This window comes from Achromobacter sp. K91 (assembly GCF_003576205.1).
Classification (GTDB): Bacteria; Pseudomonadota; Gammaproteobacteria; order Burkholderiales; family Burkholderiaceae_B; genus Achromobacter; species Achromobacter aegrifaciens.
In genome coordinates this window covers 144172-160908 of record NZ_QWFB01000033.1, presented here as the reverse complement: position 1 = coordinate 160908, position 16737 = coordinate 144172, and the positions used below count along the sequence as shown (strand labels likewise).

Annotated in this window: 18 protein-coding genes and 1 pseudogene; 14 read left to right on the top strand and 5 right to left on the bottom strand. The window is 66.6% G+C overall.

Annotation, left to right across the window (positions count from 1 at the left end):
- Window positions 1–12 precede the first annotated feature (12 nt).
- The 3 genes and pseudogenes from DXK93_RS16830 to DXK93_RS16820 form a co-directional block, all read right to left on the bottom strand.
- Window positions 13–672, bottom strand: a complete 660-nt coding sequence (locus DXK93_RS16830; RefSeq protein WP_119450644.1) for a thiopurine S-methyltransferase — start codon at window positions 670–672, stop codon at window positions 13–15.
- An 83-nt stretch (window positions 673–755) separates the two neighbouring features.
- A pseudogene (locus DXK93_RS16825) lies at window positions 756–1493 on the bottom strand (YoaK family protein); the annotation flags it as partial.
- 159 nt (window positions 1494–1652) lie between these two features.
- Window positions 1653–2699 (bottom strand): aldo/keto reductase, encoded by a 1047-nt coding sequence (locus DXK93_RS16820; RefSeq protein WP_119450643.1) that lies wholly within the window; start codon window positions 2697–2699, stop codon window positions 1653–1655.
- Between the two features lie 319 nt (window positions 2700–3018).
- Here DXK93_RS16820 and DXK93_RS16815 point away from each other — a divergent pair, with 319 nt between their 5' ends.
- The 9 genes from DXK93_RS16815 (at window position 3019) to DXK93_RS16775 (ending at window position 10856) form a co-directional block, all read left to right on the top strand.
- Entirely contained in the window at window positions 3019–3981 is a 963-nt protein-coding gene (locus DXK93_RS16815; protein WP_054457828.1) for an AraC family transcriptional regulator, read from the top strand.
- A 117-nt stretch (window positions 3982–4098) separates the two neighbouring features.
- Window positions 4099–5400 (top strand): alanine racemase, encoded by a 1302-nt coding sequence (locus tag DXK93_RS16810; protein ID WP_119450642.1) that lies wholly within the window; start codon window positions 4099–4101, stop codon window positions 5398–5400.
- 3 nt (window positions 5401–5403) lie between these two features.
- A complete protein-coding gene (locus DXK93_RS16805; RefSeq protein WP_119450641.1) occupies window positions 5404–6072 on the top strand; it encodes an amino acid ABC transporter permease in 669 nt (222 codons plus the stop codon).
- Window positions 6073–6083: 11 nt separating this feature from the next.
- On the top strand, window positions 6084–6734 hold the full coding sequence (locus DXK93_RS16800) for an amino acid ABC transporter permease (RefSeq protein WP_054457830.1): 651 nt from the start codon (window positions 6084–6086) through the stop codon (window positions 6732–6734).
- Complete coding sequence (locus DXK93_RS16795) at window positions 6721–7461, top strand: amino acid ABC transporter ATP-binding protein (RefSeq protein WP_119450640.1); 741 nt, start codon at window positions 6721–6723, stop codon at window positions 7459–7461. The genes DXK93_RS16800 and DXK93_RS16795 overlap by 14 nt, the downstream gene beginning before the upstream one ends.
- A gap of 24 nt (window positions 7462–7485) precedes the next feature.
- Window positions 7486–8271 (top strand): transporter substrate-binding domain-containing protein, encoded by a 786-nt coding sequence (locus tag DXK93_RS16790; RefSeq protein ID WP_059379547.1) that lies wholly within the window; start codon window positions 7486–7488, stop codon window positions 8269–8271.
- Between the two features lie 22 nt (window positions 8272–8293).
- Window positions 8294–8641, top strand: coding sequence for a RidA family protein (locus DXK93_RS16785; RefSeq protein ID WP_054457833.1), 348 nt, complete (start codon window positions 8294–8296; stop codon window positions 8639–8641).
- A 66-nt stretch (window positions 8642–8707) separates the two neighbouring features.
- A complete protein-coding gene (locus DXK93_RS16780) occupies window positions 8708–9742 on the top strand; it encodes a succinylglutamate desuccinylase/aspartoacylase family protein (protein WP_119450639.1) in 1035 nt (344 codons plus the stop codon).
- Between the two features lie 25 nt (window positions 9743–9767).
- Window positions 9768–10856, top strand: a complete 1089-nt coding sequence (locus tag DXK93_RS16775; RefSeq protein ID WP_054457835.1) for a LacI family DNA-binding transcriptional regulator — start codon at window positions 9768–9770, stop codon at window positions 10854–10856.
- 30 nt (window positions 10857–10886) lie between these two features.
- Here DXK93_RS16775 and DXK93_RS16770 read toward each other — a convergent pair whose 3' ends face one another.
- A complete protein-coding gene (locus tag DXK93_RS16770; RefSeq protein WP_119450638.1) occupies window positions 10887–11705 on the bottom strand; it encodes a 2-keto-4-pentenoate hydratase in 819 nt (272 codons plus the stop codon).
- 107 nt (window positions 11706–11812) lie between these two features.
- On the opposite strand from DXK93_RS16770, the gene DXK93_RS16765 reads away from it, so the two are divergent.
- The 3 genes from DXK93_RS16765 to ycaC all read left to right on the top strand — a co-directional run bounded on the left by DXK93_RS16765 (window position 11813) and on the right by ycaC (window position 14235).
- Window positions 11813–12760, top strand: a complete 948-nt coding sequence (locus DXK93_RS16765; protein WP_054457837.1) for a LysR substrate-binding domain-containing protein — start codon at window positions 11813–11815, stop codon at window positions 12758–12760.
- 115 nt (window positions 12761–12875) lie between these two features.
- Complete coding sequence (locus tag DXK93_RS16760; RefSeq protein ID WP_054457838.1) at window positions 12876–13553, top strand: hydrolase; 678 nt, start codon at window positions 12876–12878, stop codon at window positions 13551–13553.
- 55 nt (window positions 13554–13608) lie between these two features.
- Complete coding sequence (gene ycaC, locus DXK93_RS16755; RefSeq protein WP_054457839.1) at window positions 13609–14235, top strand: isochorismate family cysteine hydrolase YcaC; 627 nt, start codon at window positions 13609–13611, stop codon at window positions 14233–14235.
- Between the two features lie 79 nt (window positions 14236–14314).
- On the opposite strand, the gene DXK93_RS16750 is transcribed toward ycaC, so the two are convergent.
- Entirely contained in the window at window positions 14315–15463 is a 1149-nt protein-coding gene (locus DXK93_RS16750; RefSeq protein ID WP_054457840.1) for a sterol desaturase family protein, read from the bottom strand.
- A gap of 256 nt (window positions 15464–15719) precedes the next feature.
- Here DXK93_RS16750 and DXK93_RS16745 point away from each other — a divergent pair, with 256 nt between their 5' ends.
- Both DXK93_RS16745 and DXK93_RS16740 read left to right on the top strand, forming a co-directional pair.
- A complete protein-coding gene (locus DXK93_RS16745; protein WP_013395499.1) occupies window positions 15720–15944 on the top strand; it encodes a YdcH family protein in 225 nt (74 codons plus the stop codon).
- A 179-nt stretch (window positions 15945–16123) separates the two neighbouring features.
- Window positions 16124–16726, top strand: coding sequence for a LysE/ArgO family amino acid transporter (locus DXK93_RS16740; protein WP_054457841.1), 603 nt, complete (start codon window positions 16124–16126; stop codon window positions 16724–16726).
- Window positions 16727–16737: the final 11 nt, after the last annotated feature.

The following is a 16737-nucleotide window of genomic DNA, read 5'->3' as shown; positions in this document are numbered from 1 at the left end:
CGGGCGCCGTCTTCATTCCTGCGCGCCCAGGTGATAGACCACGGTGTCCAGCCGGCTGACGCCGGCCGCCAGGAACTTCGGTTCCTTTTCCAGGATGTCGCGGCGGTCGATGATCCTGGCGGGCGACACGCCCGCAAAGATGTTCTGCACTTCGCTGTCCACGACAGAGAACGGCGGCCCCGCCATTTCTTCCTGCGGGTAGTCCAGCGTGATCAGCAGTCCCTGATAGGCGGGCGACAGATTGCCGTAGACGTGGCGCACGTAGTCTGCGCGCATGGTGTCCGGCAACGCCACCAGCGCGGCGCGGTCATAGGCGCCCACGCAATGCGACAGCAGTTGCGCATCCAGTTTGAAGATGTCGCCGCAGATGATTTCGATGCTGCCCGCCACGTAGTGCTTGCCATAGACGGACACGTGCGTGAGCGGCTTGAGTTCGTTTTCTTCGAAGAACTGCTCGACCGCGAGCTCGGACAGCTCGACGCCCAGCACGGAATGCCCCTGCGCCGCGATCCACACCATGTCCAGCGACTTGCCGCAAAGCGGCACCAGCACCCGGCCGTCCTTGGGCACGCCCAGCGTCGGCCAATACTTCTGCAATAGCGGCGTGACCCGCGATTGATGAAAATGCGTGCGCCCTTCGCGCCAACGCTCCAGCCAGAATTCCGCGTCCATGCCCGGTCTGCCTCCTGTGTATCGGTGCAGGGCATTGTAGTTCGGCGGCGGGCGCACAGGCCCTACATGCGCGGCAGCAGACTGCGGATGTCGTCCACGATGGGTACGGCGGCCAGCACCATGAGCACCAGCGCCAGCGGCACCGTCGAGCCGAACCCGAAGTTGAAGAAGGAATATGCCCCCGTCACGCCGCCGACGAAGAACAGCGACACCAGCACGGTGAGCACGACAAGCTTGCTGCGGTCCGCGCGCACCGGCTGCATGGAGGCCGGATCGCCCTGGGCCACGTTCCAGTAAAACAGCTTGCCCAGTTCTATGCCGATATCGGTCACCATGCCCGTCACATGCGTGGTGCGGATCTCGGAGCGCGACAGCTTGGTGATCATGGCGTTCTGCAGACCCATGATGTAGCAAAGCAGCATGACCGTGCCCGGCACGTAGAACCAGCGCAGCGTTTCCAGGTTGGCGCCCAGCAAGCCGAAGCCCAGCAACAGCACGGCTTCGTACAGCAGCGGCATCGCGTATTCGCTGGTCAGGTGCGAGCGGCGCCCAAAGTTGATCAGGAAGGCCGAGCTGGCGGCGCCGGCCAGAAAGGACAGCAGCGCCGCCAGCCCCTGCAGCACCACGATCACCCCGCCCAGCGCCAGGTGATCGGCCATCATGGAGACGATGCCGGACATGTGCGAGGTGTATTGCTGCACGGCCAGGAAGCCGCCCGCGTTGACCGCGCCGGCGGTGAAGGTCAGGATGTAAGCCAGGTGCCTGTTGGCCTGGGGGCTGCGGCTGACGGCCGTCAGGCGGCGTAGATACGGAATGGCCACGCGTGTCCCTTGAAGACAAGAATCCATACACAGCAATGTGCATGACATTCTAGTCGCCGCGGCACGGCGCGAGGCCTGGCACGCCCGCCGGCAGCCACGCCGGCGGCGGCCTCGCCGGAGGCGGTCCCACCGCTGGCGGCCCCACCTGTCCCCGGCGTTTTACGCCCCGCCGGATTCGCTCAGCTGCTTGCGCCGGTATTCGCCCTGGCGCACATGCATCCAGCCCGGATACTCCGGCGGCAAGGCGCTGACCTGGTCCAGCTCGGCCAGTTCGTCCGCCGTCAGGCGTATCGCCGTGGCCGCCAGGTTGTCGTCCAGCTGGTCGACGCGCTTGGCGCCGATGATGACGCTGGTCACGGCCTGCTGGTGCAGCAGCCAGGCCAGGGCCACCTGCGCCACCGATACGCCGCGCGCGCCGGCGACGCGCCGCAGGACGTCGATGCTGTCGTAGGCGCGTTCCTGGTCCACCGGCGGGAAATCGAAGGCGGCGCGGCGGCTGCCGGCTTCGGCCTGCCCGTCGCGGCTGTACTTGCCGCTGAGCAAGCCGCCTGCCAGCGGACTCCATACCATCAGGCCCACGCCTTCGCTCTGCAACATGGGGACGATCTCGCGCTCCAGATCGCGGCCGGCGATCGTGTAATAGGCCTGCAGCGATTCGAAGCGCGCCAACCCCAGGCGTTCAGCGATACCCAGCGCCTTCATGATCTGCCAGGCGGCCCAGTTGGACACGCCGACGTAGCGCACATGGCCGTGCTGCACCAGATTGTCCAGCGCCCTGACCGTTTCTTCCACTGGCGTGGCGGGATCGAAACCGTGAATTTGGTAGAGGTCGATGTGGTCCAGTTGCAGGCGCGACAGGCTCTTCTTGACGCCGTCCATGATGTGCGAACGCGAGTTGCCGCGCGCATTGACGCCGGCGCCCGTCTGCCCGAACACCTTGGTCGCGATCACGACGTCCTCGCGCGCCACCTTCAGGTCGCGCAGCGCCTGGCCGGTGATGACTTCCGAACGCCCCTCGGAGTACACGTCGGCGGTGTCGATGAAATTGACCCCGGCATCCAGCGCGCGGCCCACCAGCCGGTTGGCCTCTTCCTGCTGCAGGTTGCCGATCTTGCTCCAGAGTTCGCCTTCGCCGCCGAAAGTCATGGTGCCCAGGCAGAGTTCCGACACGAACAGGCCGGTGCTTCCGAATTTCTTGTACCGCATGGTTGCGCTCCTTCAAGGGCTGGGCGGGAGCCGGCGCTCCGGGATGGAATGGCCGCGGCCCGCCTGCCGGGATGAAGGAAAGTATGCGTCCAGGGGCCGGCGCGGACGCTGCTTGATCCTGCCCTTTTTTTGCCCAATCCTGCAGCGCAGGCCAGTCTGCGGCGCCTGGCCGCTCATTCCTCCGAATTTTCTGCCCATTTCTCCATGAAAAGCACCGCAGCCTGGATGCAGGCAAGCTTAGGCATAAACTGAAAGCCACCCAATCCTCCGACTTTCTGCCGCCAACGCCCATCCGGCACGGCGCGCCACGGGAGCCCCCATGACCATCACATCCGCACTTGCCGCCAGAGTCGCCGTCCCGCCCCTGGACGTCGCCTATGAGCCGGCGCGGCGCGAACTGCTCTGCACGCTGGAACGCATGACCGGCGACCTGGAGGGTTCGCTGGACACGCCCATCGAGGGCCTGTTCCTGCACCGCATTTCGCAGCCCACCGGCGCCAAGCCCGGACTGCAGAAGGCCGCGCTGGGCGTCATCGCCCAGGGTTCCAAGCGCTTGCTCATCGGCGACGATGCCTACGAGTACGACCCCTTCCATTACCTGATTTCCTCGGTGGATCTGCCGGTCGTGGCCAAGGTGTCCGTCGCCAGTCCGACGCTGCCCTATCTGGGCTTGCGGCTGGAGCTGAACGTGGAGGAGATCACCTCGCTGATCAGCGACGAAAGCCTGCCGCCGCAGCCGCCAGCCGAGGCCGCGCGCGCGCTTTGCGTCAATCCGCTGGGCGGCGCGCTGCTGGACGCGGTGCTGCGCCTGTTGCGCCTGCTGGACACGCCGCGCGACATTCCCATCCTGGCGCCCCTGGTCAAGCGCGAGCTGCTGTACCGCCTGCTGATGAACGGCCAGGGCGCGGTGCTGCGCCAATCGGTGCTGCAGGACAGCCAGCTCAACCGCGTGGCCAAGGCCATCCGCATCCTGCGCGACAACTATGCCCAGCCCCTGCGCGTGGAAGAAATCGCACGCGACGTGCACATGAGCGTGTCTTCGCTGCACCATCATTTCAAGCAGGCCACCGCCATGAGCCCGCTGCAATACCAGAAGCACCTGCGCCTGCAGGAAGCGCGGCGCCTGATGCTGACCGATGACGCGGGCGTAGCGCTGGCGGCGCATTCCGTGGGCTACGAAAGCTCGTCGCAGTTCAGCCGCGAATACAGCCGCCTGTTCGGTTCGCCGCCCTTGCGCGACAAGCAGCGCTGGAAGGACGAAACCGCGTCGGCGCCGGCCTGAGCCGCCGGTCGGGCATCCCTAGGGGATTGCCCTAATCCTAATTTGACAACGTTACCATTAGACTGCCGCCATCAAATGACAACGTTGTCATAACCCTGATCTTTCTTCGGCGGCCACATGAATCCCTTCCTGGAAACCCTGCTCGATTCTCCACTGGACGATACCTACCGGGGCATTCCTCCGGGCGAGCCCGCCGTCCCGCTGCGCGGCGTGGCGGCCCGGGGCTGGCAGCCCAGGAGCGGCAACATGGCCCTGCCCGTCCTGACGCTGGATGAGGCCGCATTCGCCCATAACGTCGAGCAGATCTTCCAGTACGCCCGCAGCCACGGCGCGGCGCTGGCGCCGCATGCCAAGACGCCGATGTCGCCGCAGATCGTGCAGCGCCTGCTCGATGCCGGCGCCTGGGGCGCCACCGTCGCCAACCTGCAGCAGGCCGCCGTGCTGCTGCGCGCAGGCGTAACCCGCCTGATGCTGGGCAATGAGATCGGCGGCGCGGCCAGCGGCGCCCGCCTGGGCAAGCTGCTTGCCGGCTACCCCCATGCGCGCCTGCTGGCATTCGCGGACTCCGCCGACACCGTGCGTTCGCTGGCCGCCGCGGCCGCTGAAGCCGGCCGGCCCGTGGAGGTGCTGGTGGAAGTCGGCGGCGGCCGCGCGGGCGCGCGCGACGATGCCGCGGTCGCAGCCATCCTGGCCGCGATCCGTGAGCAGGGCGACAAGCTCGCGCTGGCGGGCGTGGCCACCTACGAAGGCGCCGTCGCCAGCTCGGACGCGGCGCTCACCGCCAGCAATATCGCCGCGCTGATGGAGCGCGCCGCCCGTGCGTTCAAGGAAGTGCGCGCGCTGGCCCCGCACGCGCCTCTGGTGTTCACCGCGGGCGGCTCGGCCTTCTTCGACCATGTCACTCAGGCGGCCAAGGGCTGGCTGTTTGAGGACGGCAATGCCCAGCTGGTGCTGCGCAGCGGCGCCATCTTCTTCCATGACCATGGCACCTATCAGCGCGCGCTGCAGGCCATGGACGCCCGCGCGGGCTTCCTGGTCGACGGCCAGGCGCGCAACGCCGCCACCGACTTCCGGCCGGCCCTGCGCCTGTGGGGCGAAGTCCTGTCGCGACCGGAACCGGGCCTGGCGATCTGCGGCTTCGGCATGCGCGACGTGTCCTACGACCAGGACCTGCCCGCGCCGCTGGCCGCCTTCCGCGGCGGCGCGGCCCTGCCCGGCTGGGACACGCAAGCCCGCGTCACGCGGCTCAACGACCAGCACGCCTTCCTGGCCATCGCGCCGGACAGCGAACTGGCGCCGGGCGACGTGATCGAGTTCGGCATTTCGCATCCCTGCACCTGTCTGGACCGCTGGCGCGTTTTCTTCGGCCTGGACGCCGACGGCCGCGTGCAGTCGGCCTACCGCACGTTCTTCGGATAAGCCATGCAACAGCTGAACTTCCAACAGATCTGGCGCTACCGCGAACAGCTCTGGGACGGCATCCAGGTCACGCTGGAGCTGACCGTCATCGCCGTGATCGCCGGGCTGGCCATCGGCCTGGCCGGCGCCCTGCTGACGCGCCATGGCCCCAAGCCGGTCAAGCTGGCGTTGCGCGCCTATGTCGAGGTGTTCCGCAACACGCCGTCGCTGATCCAGCTGTTCGTCGTGTTCTTCATCCTGCCGGGTCTGGGCCTGCGCATGCCCCCCTTCGTGGCCGCGGCGCTGGCGCTCAGCCTGTATTTCGGGGCCTACGCCCTCGAGATCCTGCGCGCCGGCCTGGATTCCATTCCGCGCAGCCAGATCGAGGCCGGCCATTGCCTGGGCCTGAGCACCTGGCAGGTGTACCGCCACATCGTGCTGGCGCCCGCCCTGCGCAACGTCTACCCCGCGCTGGGCACGCAGCTGGTCATCCTGCTGCTGGGCACCTCGCTGGCCTCGCAGGTATCGGCCGAGGATCTGTTCCATGCCGGCAGCTTCATCGAAAGCCGCACCTACCGCAGCTTTGAAGTCTATGCGGTGATCTGCGGCATCTATTTCACGCTGGTGCTGATCACCAAGGCGCTGCTGGCCCTGGCCGGCAGCCTGGCCTTCACCTGGCCCGTGCGCCGCTAGGAGTCGCGAGCATGCGTACATTTACCCTGAGTGATTTCGCCTCCCTGCTCAGCGCGCTGCAATGGACCGTGGCCCTGGTGCTGATCGCGCTGGCCATCGGCGCGCCGCTGGGCCTGGGGCTGGCGCTGCTGCGCGGCCACCGTTCGGCGCCGCTGCGCTGGCTGGCCGCGGCCATGCAGCAACTGGTCCAGGGCGTGCCGCTCCTGGGCCTGCTGATGTTCTTCTACTTCGGCATGCCGGTTTTCCTGGGCATCGAAGTGCCCGCGCTGACCGCCGTCAGCGTCGCCTTCATCATCTACACGGCGGCCTTCCTGGGCCAGATCTGGTACGGCGGCATCCAGGCCGTGAAGCACGAGCAATGGGAAGCGGCCGCCTGCCTGGGTCTGTCCAAGTGGCACCAGTTTCGCCATGTGATCGCGCCGCAGGCGTTCCGCCTGTCGCTGCCGCCCACCGTGGGCTTCCTGGTGCAGCTCGTCAAGGGCACCTCGCTGGCTTCGGTGGTGGGCTTTGTCGAACTGGCGCGCGCCGGACAGATCGCCAGCGCCGCCACCTTCCAGCCCCTGCTGGTCTATTCCTGCGTCGCGTTGTTGTACTTCGCGGCGTGCCTGCCCCTGACGATGTGGGCCCGTAACCTGGAGGGCCGCTTCCATGGCGCTCGTTGAAGTCTCCAACATCCACAAACGTTTCGGCGCCAACGCGGTGCTCAACGGCGTCTCCCTTGAAGTCAATGAAGGCGAGATCGTCACCATCATCGGCCGCTCCGGCTCGGGCAAGTCCACCCTGCTGCGCTGCCTGAACGCGCTGGAGACGGTGGACGACGGCGACATCCGCATCGGCGGCGAACGTATCCACGCCAGCATGCCCGGCCTGCGCCAGTTCCGCCAGCGCGTGGGCATCGTGTTCCAGCAGTTCAACCTGTTTCCGCACCTGAACGTGGAGCGCAACATCACGCTGGCGCCCACGCTCAACGGCAAGATCGCCAAGTCGCAGGGCCGCGCGCTGGCGCTGGACGTGCTGCGCCGCGTCGGCCTGGCCGAAAAGATCGACGCCTATCCGGCCCTGCTGTCGGGCGGCCAGCAGCAGCGCGTGGCGATCGCGCGCTGCCTGGCCATGGCGCCGCAACTGATGCTGTTCGACGAGGTCACCTCGGCGCTGGACCCGGAACTGGTGGGCGAAGTGCTGAAGGTCATGGAAGACATGGCGCGCCAGGGCATGACCATGGTGCTGGTGACGCATGAAATGGCCTTCGCCCGCAACGTTGCGTCCAAGGTCGTGTTCATGCACCAGGGCCGCGTCTGGGAACAAGGCCCGCCCGCCGAACTCTTCGCCAATCCCCAAACCCCCGAGCTGCGCCAATTCATCGGCACGGCCGCGCCGTCCACCCACTGAACCATCCGCTCCTGGAGTCATTGCATGAAACTGTTCGCCAAGCTGGCCGCCGCCGCGGCCGTCTGTCTCTCCCTGGCCGCGCCCGCCTCGGCCGCCGACAAACTGCAGGACGTGCTGGGCGCAGGCAAGCTGCGCGTGGGCGTGCTGATGGACGCCGCGCCCTGGGGCTTCAAGGACGCCAAGGGCGAGGCCGCGGGCCTGGACATCGACCTGGCCAAACTCATGGCCGCCGACATGGGCGTGAAGCTGGAGCTGGTGCAGGTCACCGGCGCCAGCCGCATTCCCAGCCTGCTGGCCGGCAAGGTCGACGTGCTGATCGCGGCTGCCGGCGCCACGCCGGAACGCGCCCAGCAGGTCATGTTCTCGCAGCCCTATGCCGCGGTGAACCTGGGCGTCTACGGCGGCGCCAGCATGCCGCAAGCCAAAACGGTGGACGAATTGAAGGGCCACAGCATCGCGGTCGCCAAGGGCTCCACGCTGGACATCTGGCTCACCGACAACGCGCCGGGCGCCAAGCTGGTGCGCTTCGAGGACACGCCTTCGGCCGTGGCCGCCTACCTGGCCGGGCAGTCGGAATCGTTCGCCGAGAACAGCGCCATCGCGCTCAAGGTGGCCGAGGACAACGCCGCGAAGGCGCCCGAACTCAAGTTCCTGATCCGCCAATCGCCCGCGCATGCCGCCGTGCAGCAGGGCCAGCAGAACCTGCTGAACTGGATCAATACCTTCCTCTTCACCAACCGCCTGAACGGCAAGCTGCCGGCCCTGCAGCAAAAATGGTTCAAGGAAGCCCAGACCCTGCCGCAGATGTAATCGGCCCCAACAAAGGACTCGCATGATCAAACGCTACAAATCCGGCTCGCGCATGAGCCAGGCCGTCTCGTACAACGGCTTCGTGTTCATCGCCGGCCAGGTGGCCGACAATCGCCAGGGCTCGCTCGAATCGCAGACCCGCGAAGTGCTGGCCAAGATCGAAGCGCTGCTGGCCGAAGCCGGCAGCGACAAATCGCGCCTGCTGGCCGTGGACGTGTTCCTGCCCGCCATCGGCGACTTCGACGCCATGAACCGCGTCTACGACGCCTGGGTCGACCCCGCCAATCCGCCGGCCCGCGCCTGCGTCGAAGCCCGCCTGGCCGACCCCGACCTGCGGGTCGAAATGACCGCGGTCGCCGCGCTGCGCTAAGCGCGCTTTGCTGCAGCCTTCCGATCCCTCTTCGCGCCGCCTCGCGCGGCGCTGTTGTATCTCCCCATGCATACCGGCCTGTTTCACGACATAGATTTCGATGCCGACGGCAAGGCGCTCAGTTTCCTGGGCACCCCCTACTCGGTAGACCGTTCGCCCTACTACCAGATCAAGACGCCCATCTGCCGCATCCGCAACGGCAGCGGCCCGCGCGTGCTGCTCATGGCGGGCAACCATGGCGACGAGTACGAAGGCGAAGTCGCCCTGGGCCGGCTGATCCGCCGCCTGGATCCCTCCCGCATGCGCGGCGAAGTCACCATCCTGCCGCTGGCCAACCTGCCAGCCGTGATGGCGGCGCGGCGGCGCTCTCCGCTGGACAACGGCAACCTCAATCGCGCCTTTCCCGGCGAACCCGGCGGCACCCCGACCGAACGCCTGGCGCACTTTCTCGAACACGAACTGTTCCCGCGCCACGACGTGGTGTTCGACCTCCATTCCGGCGGCACCTCGATGGCGCACCTGCCCACCGCCCTGATCGAACGCCAGGACTCGCCCGAGCGCATGGCGCGCGCGCTGGACCTGATGGGTTCGCTGGGCATGGGCCACGCCTTCGTCGCCGCCAATGGCCGCGATGCGCCCACCTCCATGGCGGCGGCCGCGCGCGCCGGCGCGATCGGCATCAGCGGCGAGTTCGGCGGTGGCGGCACGCTGACGCCGGCCACGCTGGCCGCGACCCAGCGCGCCATCGACAACCTGCTGCAAAAGCTGGGCGTGACCGATGCGCCCGTGCTCGGCCCGCACCAGCCCGGCGCGCCCGCCATGCAGTTGCTGGAGCTGGACAGCCACGAACAGAACATCTTCGCCACCCGGCGCGGCTGGTTCGAGCCGGCGGTGGACATCGGCGCCAGCGTGCGCGCGGGCGACGTCGCGGGCTACTACCATGACCTCAACCAGCTGGACGCGGAAGAGGAAGTCCTGCGTTTCCGGGTATCGGGTATCGTCATTTCGCGGCGGCTGCATACCGACTGCGAATCCGGCGACAGCCTGATCCAGGTTGCGCGTCCCGTCGGCCAGGCTGATATCCTGACGCCTGCCGCCTGATCCCGGAACAATCAAAAGAAATCGCATGACCCACCGGCCCGCGCCTCCTTCCGCCCCCACCTACGACGACGTGCTGCGCGTGCGTCCCGAGGGCGCCGCCGCGCCCGCCCGCGCGGCCGCCCCCGCCAAGCCGCCGCGCATCGAGGAAGTGGCCAGGCTGGCGGGCGTATCGCCCATCACGGTGTCGCGGGCCTTGCGCCAGCCCGAGAAAGTGGCCCAGGAAAAGCGCGACCGCATCCTGCAGGTAGTGGCGCAGACCGGCTATGCCTCGAATCCGCACGCGCGCGCCCTGCGTTCCGGGCAGTCCAGCGTGGTGGCGGCGTTCGTCTCCAACATCCTCAGCCAGCAGTTCGCGCTGGCCGTGCAGGGCTGCGCCGAAGTGCTGGAGCCGCAGGGCTACCAGTTGATGGTCGGACAGACCTCGTATTCCTACGCCAAGGAAACCAGCATGATCGCGTCGCTGCGCGCCTTGCGGCCCGCGGCGGTGCTGTTCACCGGCGTCATCGAGCTCGAGGAAAATCGCCAGTCGCTGCGCGAACTGGGCATCCCCATCATGGAGACCTGGGCCTATCCGCGCGACCCGATCGACATGCTGGTGGGCTTTTCCAACTATGACGGCGGCGTCATGGCAGCGCGCCATCTGGCCGAACGCGGCTACCGCCGCGTCGCCTTCGTGGCGCGCCAGGGCGGCCGCGGCGAACTGCGGCGCCAGGGCTTCAATGCCGCCGCTGCCGGACTGGGCCTGCAGGTGGTGGCCGAACTGGCCGTGGACAATGCGCAAACCATCGCCGATGGCCGCGCCGCCCTGGGCCGCCTGCTCGCCATGGGCCAGGCCTTTGACGCCGTGTTCTGCGCCAACGACCTGCTGGCGGTGGGCGCGCTGTTCGAGGCGCGCGACCGCAAACTCGCAATTCCCCGCGACATCGCCATCCTGGGTTTCGGCGATACCGACATCGCCCGCGAAATCGAGCCCGGCCTGAGCACCATCGGCGTGGACAGCCGCAAGCTGGGCGCCCGCGCCGGGGAACTGCTGCTGCAGCGCCTGAATGGCGGCGCGCCCGCCGCGCGCCAGGAAGTGTTTCCGCTGACCTTGAACCAGCGCGCCAGCGCCTAGCGTCCCTGCGCGCCGGCAACCGGCGCGGGCTCACTCGTCGAACACGATGCGCAGGCCCGGCAAGCCGATGCCGTCCAGCGTGGTGCTCCATGTTTCGCCCGCGTGCACCGGATATGCCTTGGTCAGCGTTCCGGTCGTGACCAGTTCGCCCGCCTGGATCGCCTCGTCGGCCGGACGCTCCCCGAGCACCTCCAGCAGATGGGCCAGCGCCGCCAGCGGACTGCCCAGCACGTTGGCGCCCGCACCGGTTTCACGGCGGATGCCGTTGCAGGACAGCTCCACCCGGAAGTCCGCCAGCCGTTCGATCAAGCCCGGGCCGAGCTCGGCCGGCTCCATCAGCGGCCCGATGTACAGCGCGCCGTGCAAGGCGTTGTCCGCCACGGTATCGGCGGCCTGGAACTGCCAGGCGGGATAGTGCGACTGCACCAATTCGAACCCATGGGCGATCCAATCCACGCATTCCAATATGGCGGCCAGTTCCCGCGTGCGCGGCGGCGCGCAATGGAAATGCAGCACGATCTCGGGTTCGATGCGCGGCTCGACATAGCGGCCCAGGCGGCAATGGACTTCGCCGGTGTCGTCATAAACCGCGCTGTGTTCATAAACGCGTCCCCACACGGGAAAATCCACGCCCAGCGCCGCCCACATCGCGGCATTGGTGAAGCCTATCTTGCGGCCGACCAGCAGCGCGCCTTCCGCCAGCCGCGCCTGATGGATGCGCGCAGCCACGTCATAGGCGGCATCCAGGTCGAAGCGTGGACGCCGGGCCGTGACCGGCGCGATGTAAGAGGCATGGTCCTGCGCCGCCTTGATTTCACGGGCGAGCGCCGCCGGGTCGGAAGCTGGCATGGTGGCTCCTGAAGGTACGCTCAAATGTAAAAGAAAACCTGCCCGCACAGTGCCGCAGCCGTTATATGCTCCCCTAGACGTCCTATTTTCAGAACAGCGGGGAAGCAATGCATGACTTGAATGACCTCTATTACTTCGTCCAGGTCGTCAAGAACGGCGGATTCGCACCCGCGGGACGGGCGCTGGGCATACCAAAATCCCGCCTGAGCCGGCGCATTGCGCTGCTGGAAGACCGGCTCGGCGTGCGGCTCATCCAGCGTTCCACGCGCAGCTTCGCCGTGACCGAATTGGGTCAGGAATATTACGAGCAATGCCTGTCGATGCTGGCGGGCGCGGAAGCCGCCCAGGAAGTCATCGACCGCACCCGCGCCGAACCGCAAGGAACCATACGCATGAGCGCGCCGCCCGCGCTGATCTACTACTTCCTGGGCGACCTGGTGGCCCGCTTCATGGTCCGCTGCCCCAAGGTCCACGTCTACCTGAAGAGCTTCAGCCGCCCCGTGGACGTGCTGCGCGAGGGCTTCGACATCGCCGTGCGCGTGCGCTTCGGTCCCATCGAGAGCAGCGACCTCATCATGAAACCGCTGGGCATGAGCTGCCAGTGCCTGGTGGCCAGCCCGGCGCTGGCGCGCAGCATCAAGCTGCCTGCGGATCCGCACGCCCTGAGCGAACTGCCCACGCTGGCCCTGGGTACGGAACAGCGCGAATCCCATTGGCGGCTGGACGGGCCGGACGGCGCGCGCATCGTCGTGCCGTTCACGCCTCGCCTGGTGACGGACGACATGCTGGCGCTGAAGCAGGCCGCCTTGCGCGGCGTGGGCGTGGTCTCCCTGCCCCTGCTGATGATCCGCGAGGAACTGGACGCGGGCACCCTGGTGGACGTAGGCGCCCCCTGGCAGCCGGAAGCCGGCAGCGTGCACGCCATCTTTCCGTCGCGCCGCGGCCTGCTGCCCGGCGTGCGCGAGCTGCTGGACTTCCTCAGTTCGGAGTACCAGGAAGTGGCCAAGCGCGAACACGACACGCAGGTGCGCCACAAGGTGCCCACCCTGAAGTAGCTTCGGGGCCGCCCGCAGCGTCCGACGAATGGGACGCAGAAACCCATTTCTCCCGCCTACCCAGCGGCCAGCGTTGCTCCTAGCATGGTTAGCCCCACATCAACAGGAGCACACCATGAGCGTCCCCGCCAACTTCAATGGCCAGCGCCCCGTCATCGATCCCAACGATGCCGTCATGCTGCTGATCGATCACCAGAGCGGCCTGTTCCAGACGGTTGCCGACATGCCGATGACCGAGCTGCGCTCGCTGGCCGGCGCGCTGGCCTCGATGGCCACCCTGGCGAAGCTTCCCGTCATCACCACCGCTTCCGTGCCGCAGGGCCCCAATGGCCCTCTGATTCCTGAAATCCATGAAAACGCCCCGCACGCGAAATATGTCGCGCGCAAAGGCGAAATCAATGCCTGGGACAACCCTGAATTCGTTGCCGCGGTCAAGGCGACCGGCCGCAAGACCCTGATCATTGCCGGCACCATCACCAGCGTCTGCATGGCGTTCCCCGCCATCAGCGCGGTGGCCGAGGGCTACAAGGTCTTCGTGGTGGTCGACGCCTCGGGCACCTACAGCAAGATGGCCCAGGAAATCACGCTGGCGCGCGTGGTGCAGGCCGGCGTCGTGCCCATGGACACGGGCGCCGTCGCGGCGGAACTGCAAAAGACCTGGCACCGCGAAGACGCGGCCAAGTGGGCCGAGGTCTATACCAAGATCTTCCCGCCCTATCAGTTGCTGATCGAAAGCTACAACCGGGCCCAGGAAGTCATCAAGAAGGGCGAACAGCTCGACTCGCAGCGTTGAGTCCGCCCGGTTTCCCGCGCGCCGCAGGGCGCGCAATTCCCTCATGGAGTACGCAATGACCAAGCCCTATGTGAAACTCGACAAGACCCAGGCCGCGGTGCTGCTGGTCGACCACCAGGTGGGCCTGCTGTCCCTGGTCCGGGACTTCCAGCCCGACCAGTTCAAGAACAACGTCCTGGCGCTGGCCGACCTGGCCGAATACTTCAAGCTGCCCACCATCCTGACCACCAGCTTCGAAGACGGCCCCAACGGCCCGCTGGTCCAGGAGCTGAAAGACAAATTCCCCAAGGCGCCCTACATCGCCCGCCCGGGCAACATCAATGCATGGGACAACGAAGACTTCGTCAAGGCCGTCAAGGCCACCGGCAAGAAGCAGTTGATCATCGCCGGCGTCGTCACCGAGGTCTGCGTGGCCTTCCCGGCGCTGTCGGCCCTGGAGGAAGGCTTTGACGTGTTCGTCGTGACCGACGCGTCCGGCACCTTCAACGAAGTGACCCGCAATGCCGCCTGGAGCCGCATGGAACAGGCCGGCGCACAGCTGATGAGCTGGTTCGGCGTGGCCTGCGAACTGCACCGCGACTGGCGCAACGACATCGAAGGCCTGGGGACGCTGTTCTCCAACCACATCCCCGACTACCGCAACCTGATGGCGGCCTACTCCACCGTCAAGGGCAGCAGGTAAGGTCCCCGCCGGCCGCGCCCGGGCGCATGGCCGGCTGGCTCTGACTTCCACGGCGGCGCGCATCGGGCGCGCCGCCGTTTCATTTCTTGCGGGCGAAAGGGTAGGCCTGCTGCGCCAGGAACGTGCCTGGCATGTCGTTATCCAGGATCCCGTAGTTCTCGGGCAGGCGCTTGCTCACGCCGCGCACCGCCGTGCCGAACGCGTAATCGATGAACGAGAAGTGGGCGGCGTAGTTGCGGTCGATGGCCTCGGTATCCGAGGAATGGTGCCAATGGTGGAAGTCCGGCGTCACAATGATGTAGCGCAGCCAGCCCCAGGGCAGCCTCACGTTGGAATGGATCAGCACCGCCTGGAAGCCGACGATGATGATGTAGGCGTCCAGCACCGGCTTGGAAAAGCCTAGCGCGAACAGCACGCCCAGCACCGCGACCCGCGTGATCAGCAATTCGACGATGTGCAGGCGCGAACCGGCCAGCCAGTCCAGGGTACGGGTACTGTGGTGCACCGCGTGGATGCGCCACAGGAACGGCACCTCGTGATAGGCGCGGTGCGCCGCGTACTGCACCAGATCCGCCACCAGCACGGCCAGGAACAGCTCTGCCAGGTAAGGCAGCGACACGATGGCCTGCTGAAGCGGTTCGTAGGCCGCCCAGGAAAACAGCCGGTGCACGAAGAAGTTGATGCACAGCAGCACCGCCCCCACCGACAGGTGGTTGAACAGGAAGTGCTTCATGTCCACCTGCCATTCGCCGCGGAACACCGGCTGGCCCGGGTACAGCGGGAACAGCTTCTCGAAAATGATGAAAACCGTGCTGGACGCCAGCAGGTCCAGGATGAACCAATCCAGCCCCAGATAGGGATGATTGCCCGTATTGGACGTGGTCACCACCACGTTGCTGCCCCCCGCCGCCACTGCGCCGCAGACCAGCACGAAGGCCGCGATGTTCAGCCAGCGCTGGCGGCCCAGCACGGTATTGGCCAGCGCGATGCTGCCCGAAATCAGCAGCGCGGTGAACAGCAGTGCCCGCATCGCGTCCACGTTGTAGAAGCTGCGCAGCTCCGGAGTGGTCAGGTAGGCGGGGAAATGGAACGCCAGGACGCCCAGGACCGCCAGGATCGCCAGGAACAGCGCGATCACGCCGCTCATCATGCCCGTACCCGGATGGATCCTCCCGTCCTGCTTGAAAAGCTGTAAGACTTGGCGAAGGATGGACGCGCGCTGATTCATTTCAAATTTATGGCAGACCACGGGGAAGCGAGTTTATCGCCGGGGACGGATCTTCATGTAATAAAACGTGATCAGGCACGACAGAATGACGCCCTTGCCAGCGCCTTGCGCGACATCAATTCTCGGACGGACTGCAAGCACCCGGATGGTTGACAACGGCGCGGGGTTGGCGTGTCATGGAATCGAAAGCTTTATGGATCATCAGGTTCCCCGGTTTCCCGCAGTGCCCATCAACCGGTTCTTTAAAGAGGCCCCTATGTTCCCTGAATACCGCCACCTCATTACCCAACTGAAATCCGAAAACGCGCATTTCTCCGCGCTGTTCCAGCGTCACAATGACCTGGACCAGGAAATCAAGAACATGGAGGCCGGCATCCAGCCGGCGTCGGGCAACGAGGTTGAAGTGCTCAAAAAAGAAAAACTGCACCTGAAGGACAAGCTGTACGGCATCCTGCGCGCTGCCGACCAGGGCGGCAGCTGAAAGCATCGCTTCGCTTCGGGCGGCATCGGGCCAAGCCGGCTCCGTGCCGCCATCGCCGGCCCTCCCTGGCCACCGAGACGTGTACGGCTGAGTTAGGATTACTAAATAAGGATTAGGATAATTAGTTTTCCTAATCTGATCTCAAAGGCTAGTCTGTCGCCCTTCGCTGAAGGGTATCGATGACCACCGCCTACATTCCCGGATTCCTGCTCGGCCTGAGCCTCATCATGGCGATCGGCGCGCAAAACGCTTTCGTCCTGCGCCAAGGCCTGCGCCAGGAACATGTCTTTGCCGTCTGCCTGACCTGCGCCCTGTCCGACGCCATCCTGATCAGCGCCGGCGTGGCCGGCTTCGGGTTGGCCGTGGGCGCACTGCCCTGGCTGGAACCCGCCCTGCGCTACGGCGGCGCGCTATTCCTGTTCGTCTACGCCGCGCGCAGCCTCATATCGGCGCTGCGCGCCCGCCACGACAGCCTCAAGCCCTCATCCACCCAGACCGCCGGACGCGCCGCCGCGCTGGCGACCTGCCTGGCCCTGACCTGGCTCAATCCGCACGTGTACCTGGACACCGTGGTGCTGCTGGGTTCGGTCTCCAGCCAGTACGACGGCCACAAGACCGCCTTCGCGCTGGGCGCGATCACGGCGTCCTTCGCCTTCTTCTTTGCGCTGGGCTATGGCGCGCGCCTGCTGCGGCCCATCTTCGCCAATCCCAATGCGTGGCGGGTGCTGGACGGCTGCGTCGCCGCGGCCATGTTCGCCATCGGACTGAAGCTGGTGCTCTGAACACCTGGGCC

Excerpts from the sequence above, each read along its gene's own strand:
- DXK93_RS16830 (WP_119450644.1), bottom strand. The coding sequence starts at position 672 with ATGGACGCGGAATTCTGGCTGGAGCGTTGGCGCGAAGGGCGCACGCAT.
- DXK93_RS16820 (WP_119450643.1), bottom strand. The coding sequence starts at position 2,699 with ATGCGGTACAAGAAATTCGGAAGCACCGGCCTGTTCGTGTCGGAACTC.
- DXK93_RS16815 (WP_054457828.1), top strand. The coding sequence starts at position 3,019 with ATGACCATCACATCCGCACTTGCCGCCAGAGTCGCCGTCCCGCCCCTG.
- DXK93_RS16810 (WP_119450642.1), top strand. The coding sequence starts at position 4,099 with ATGAATCCCTTCCTGGAAACCCTGCTCGATTCTCCACTGGACGATACC.
- DXK93_RS16805 (WP_119450641.1), top strand. The coding sequence starts at position 5,404 with ATGCAACAGCTGAACTTCCAACAGATCTGGCGCTACCGCGAACAGCTC.
- DXK93_RS16800 (WP_054457830.1), top strand. The coding sequence starts at position 6,084 with ATGCGTACATTTACCCTGAGTGATTTCGCCTCCCTGCTCAGCGCGCTG.
- DXK93_RS16795 (WP_119450640.1), top strand. The coding sequence starts at position 6,721 with ATGGCGCTCGTTGAAGTCTCCAACATCCACAAACGTTTCGGCGCCAAC.
- DXK93_RS16790 (WP_059379547.1), top strand. The coding sequence starts at position 7,486 with ATGAAACTGTTCGCCAAGCTGGCCGCCGCCGCGGCCGTCTGTCTCTCC.
- DXK93_RS16785 (WP_054457833.1), top strand. The coding sequence starts at position 8,294 with ATGATCAAACGCTACAAATCCGGCTCGCGCATGAGCCAGGCCGTCTCG.
- DXK93_RS16780 (WP_119450639.1), top strand. The coding sequence starts at position 8,708 with ATGCATACCGGCCTGTTTCACGACATAGATTTCGATGCCGACGGCAAG.
- DXK93_RS16775 (WP_054457835.1), top strand. The coding sequence starts at position 9,768 with ATGACCCACCGGCCCGCGCCTCCTTCCGCCCCCACCTACGACGACGTG.
- DXK93_RS16770 (WP_119450638.1), bottom strand. The coding sequence starts at position 11,705 with ATGCCAGCTTCCGACCCGGCGGCGCTCGCCCGTGAAATCAAGGCGGCG.
- DXK93_RS16765 (WP_054457837.1), top strand. The coding sequence starts at position 11,813 with ATGCATGACTTGAATGACCTCTATTACTTCGTCCAGGTCGTCAAGAAC.
- DXK93_RS16760 (WP_054457838.1), top strand. The coding sequence starts at position 12,876 with ATGAGCGTCCCCGCCAACTTCAATGGCCAGCGCCCCGTCATCGATCCC.
- ycaC (WP_054457839.1), top strand. The coding sequence starts at position 13,609 with ATGACCAAGCCCTATGTGAAACTCGACAAGACCCAGGCCGCGGTGCTG.
- DXK93_RS16750 (WP_054457840.1), bottom strand. The coding sequence starts at position 15,463 with ATGAATCAGCGCGCGTCCATCCTTCGCCAAGTCTTACAGCTTTTCAAG.
- DXK93_RS16745 (WP_013395499.1), top strand. The coding sequence starts at position 15,720 with ATGTTCCCTGAATACCGCCACCTCATTACCCAACTGAAATCCGAAAAC.
- DXK93_RS16740 (WP_054457841.1), top strand. The coding sequence starts at position 16,124 with ATGACCACCGCCTACATTCCCGGATTCCTGCTCGGCCTGAGCCTCATC.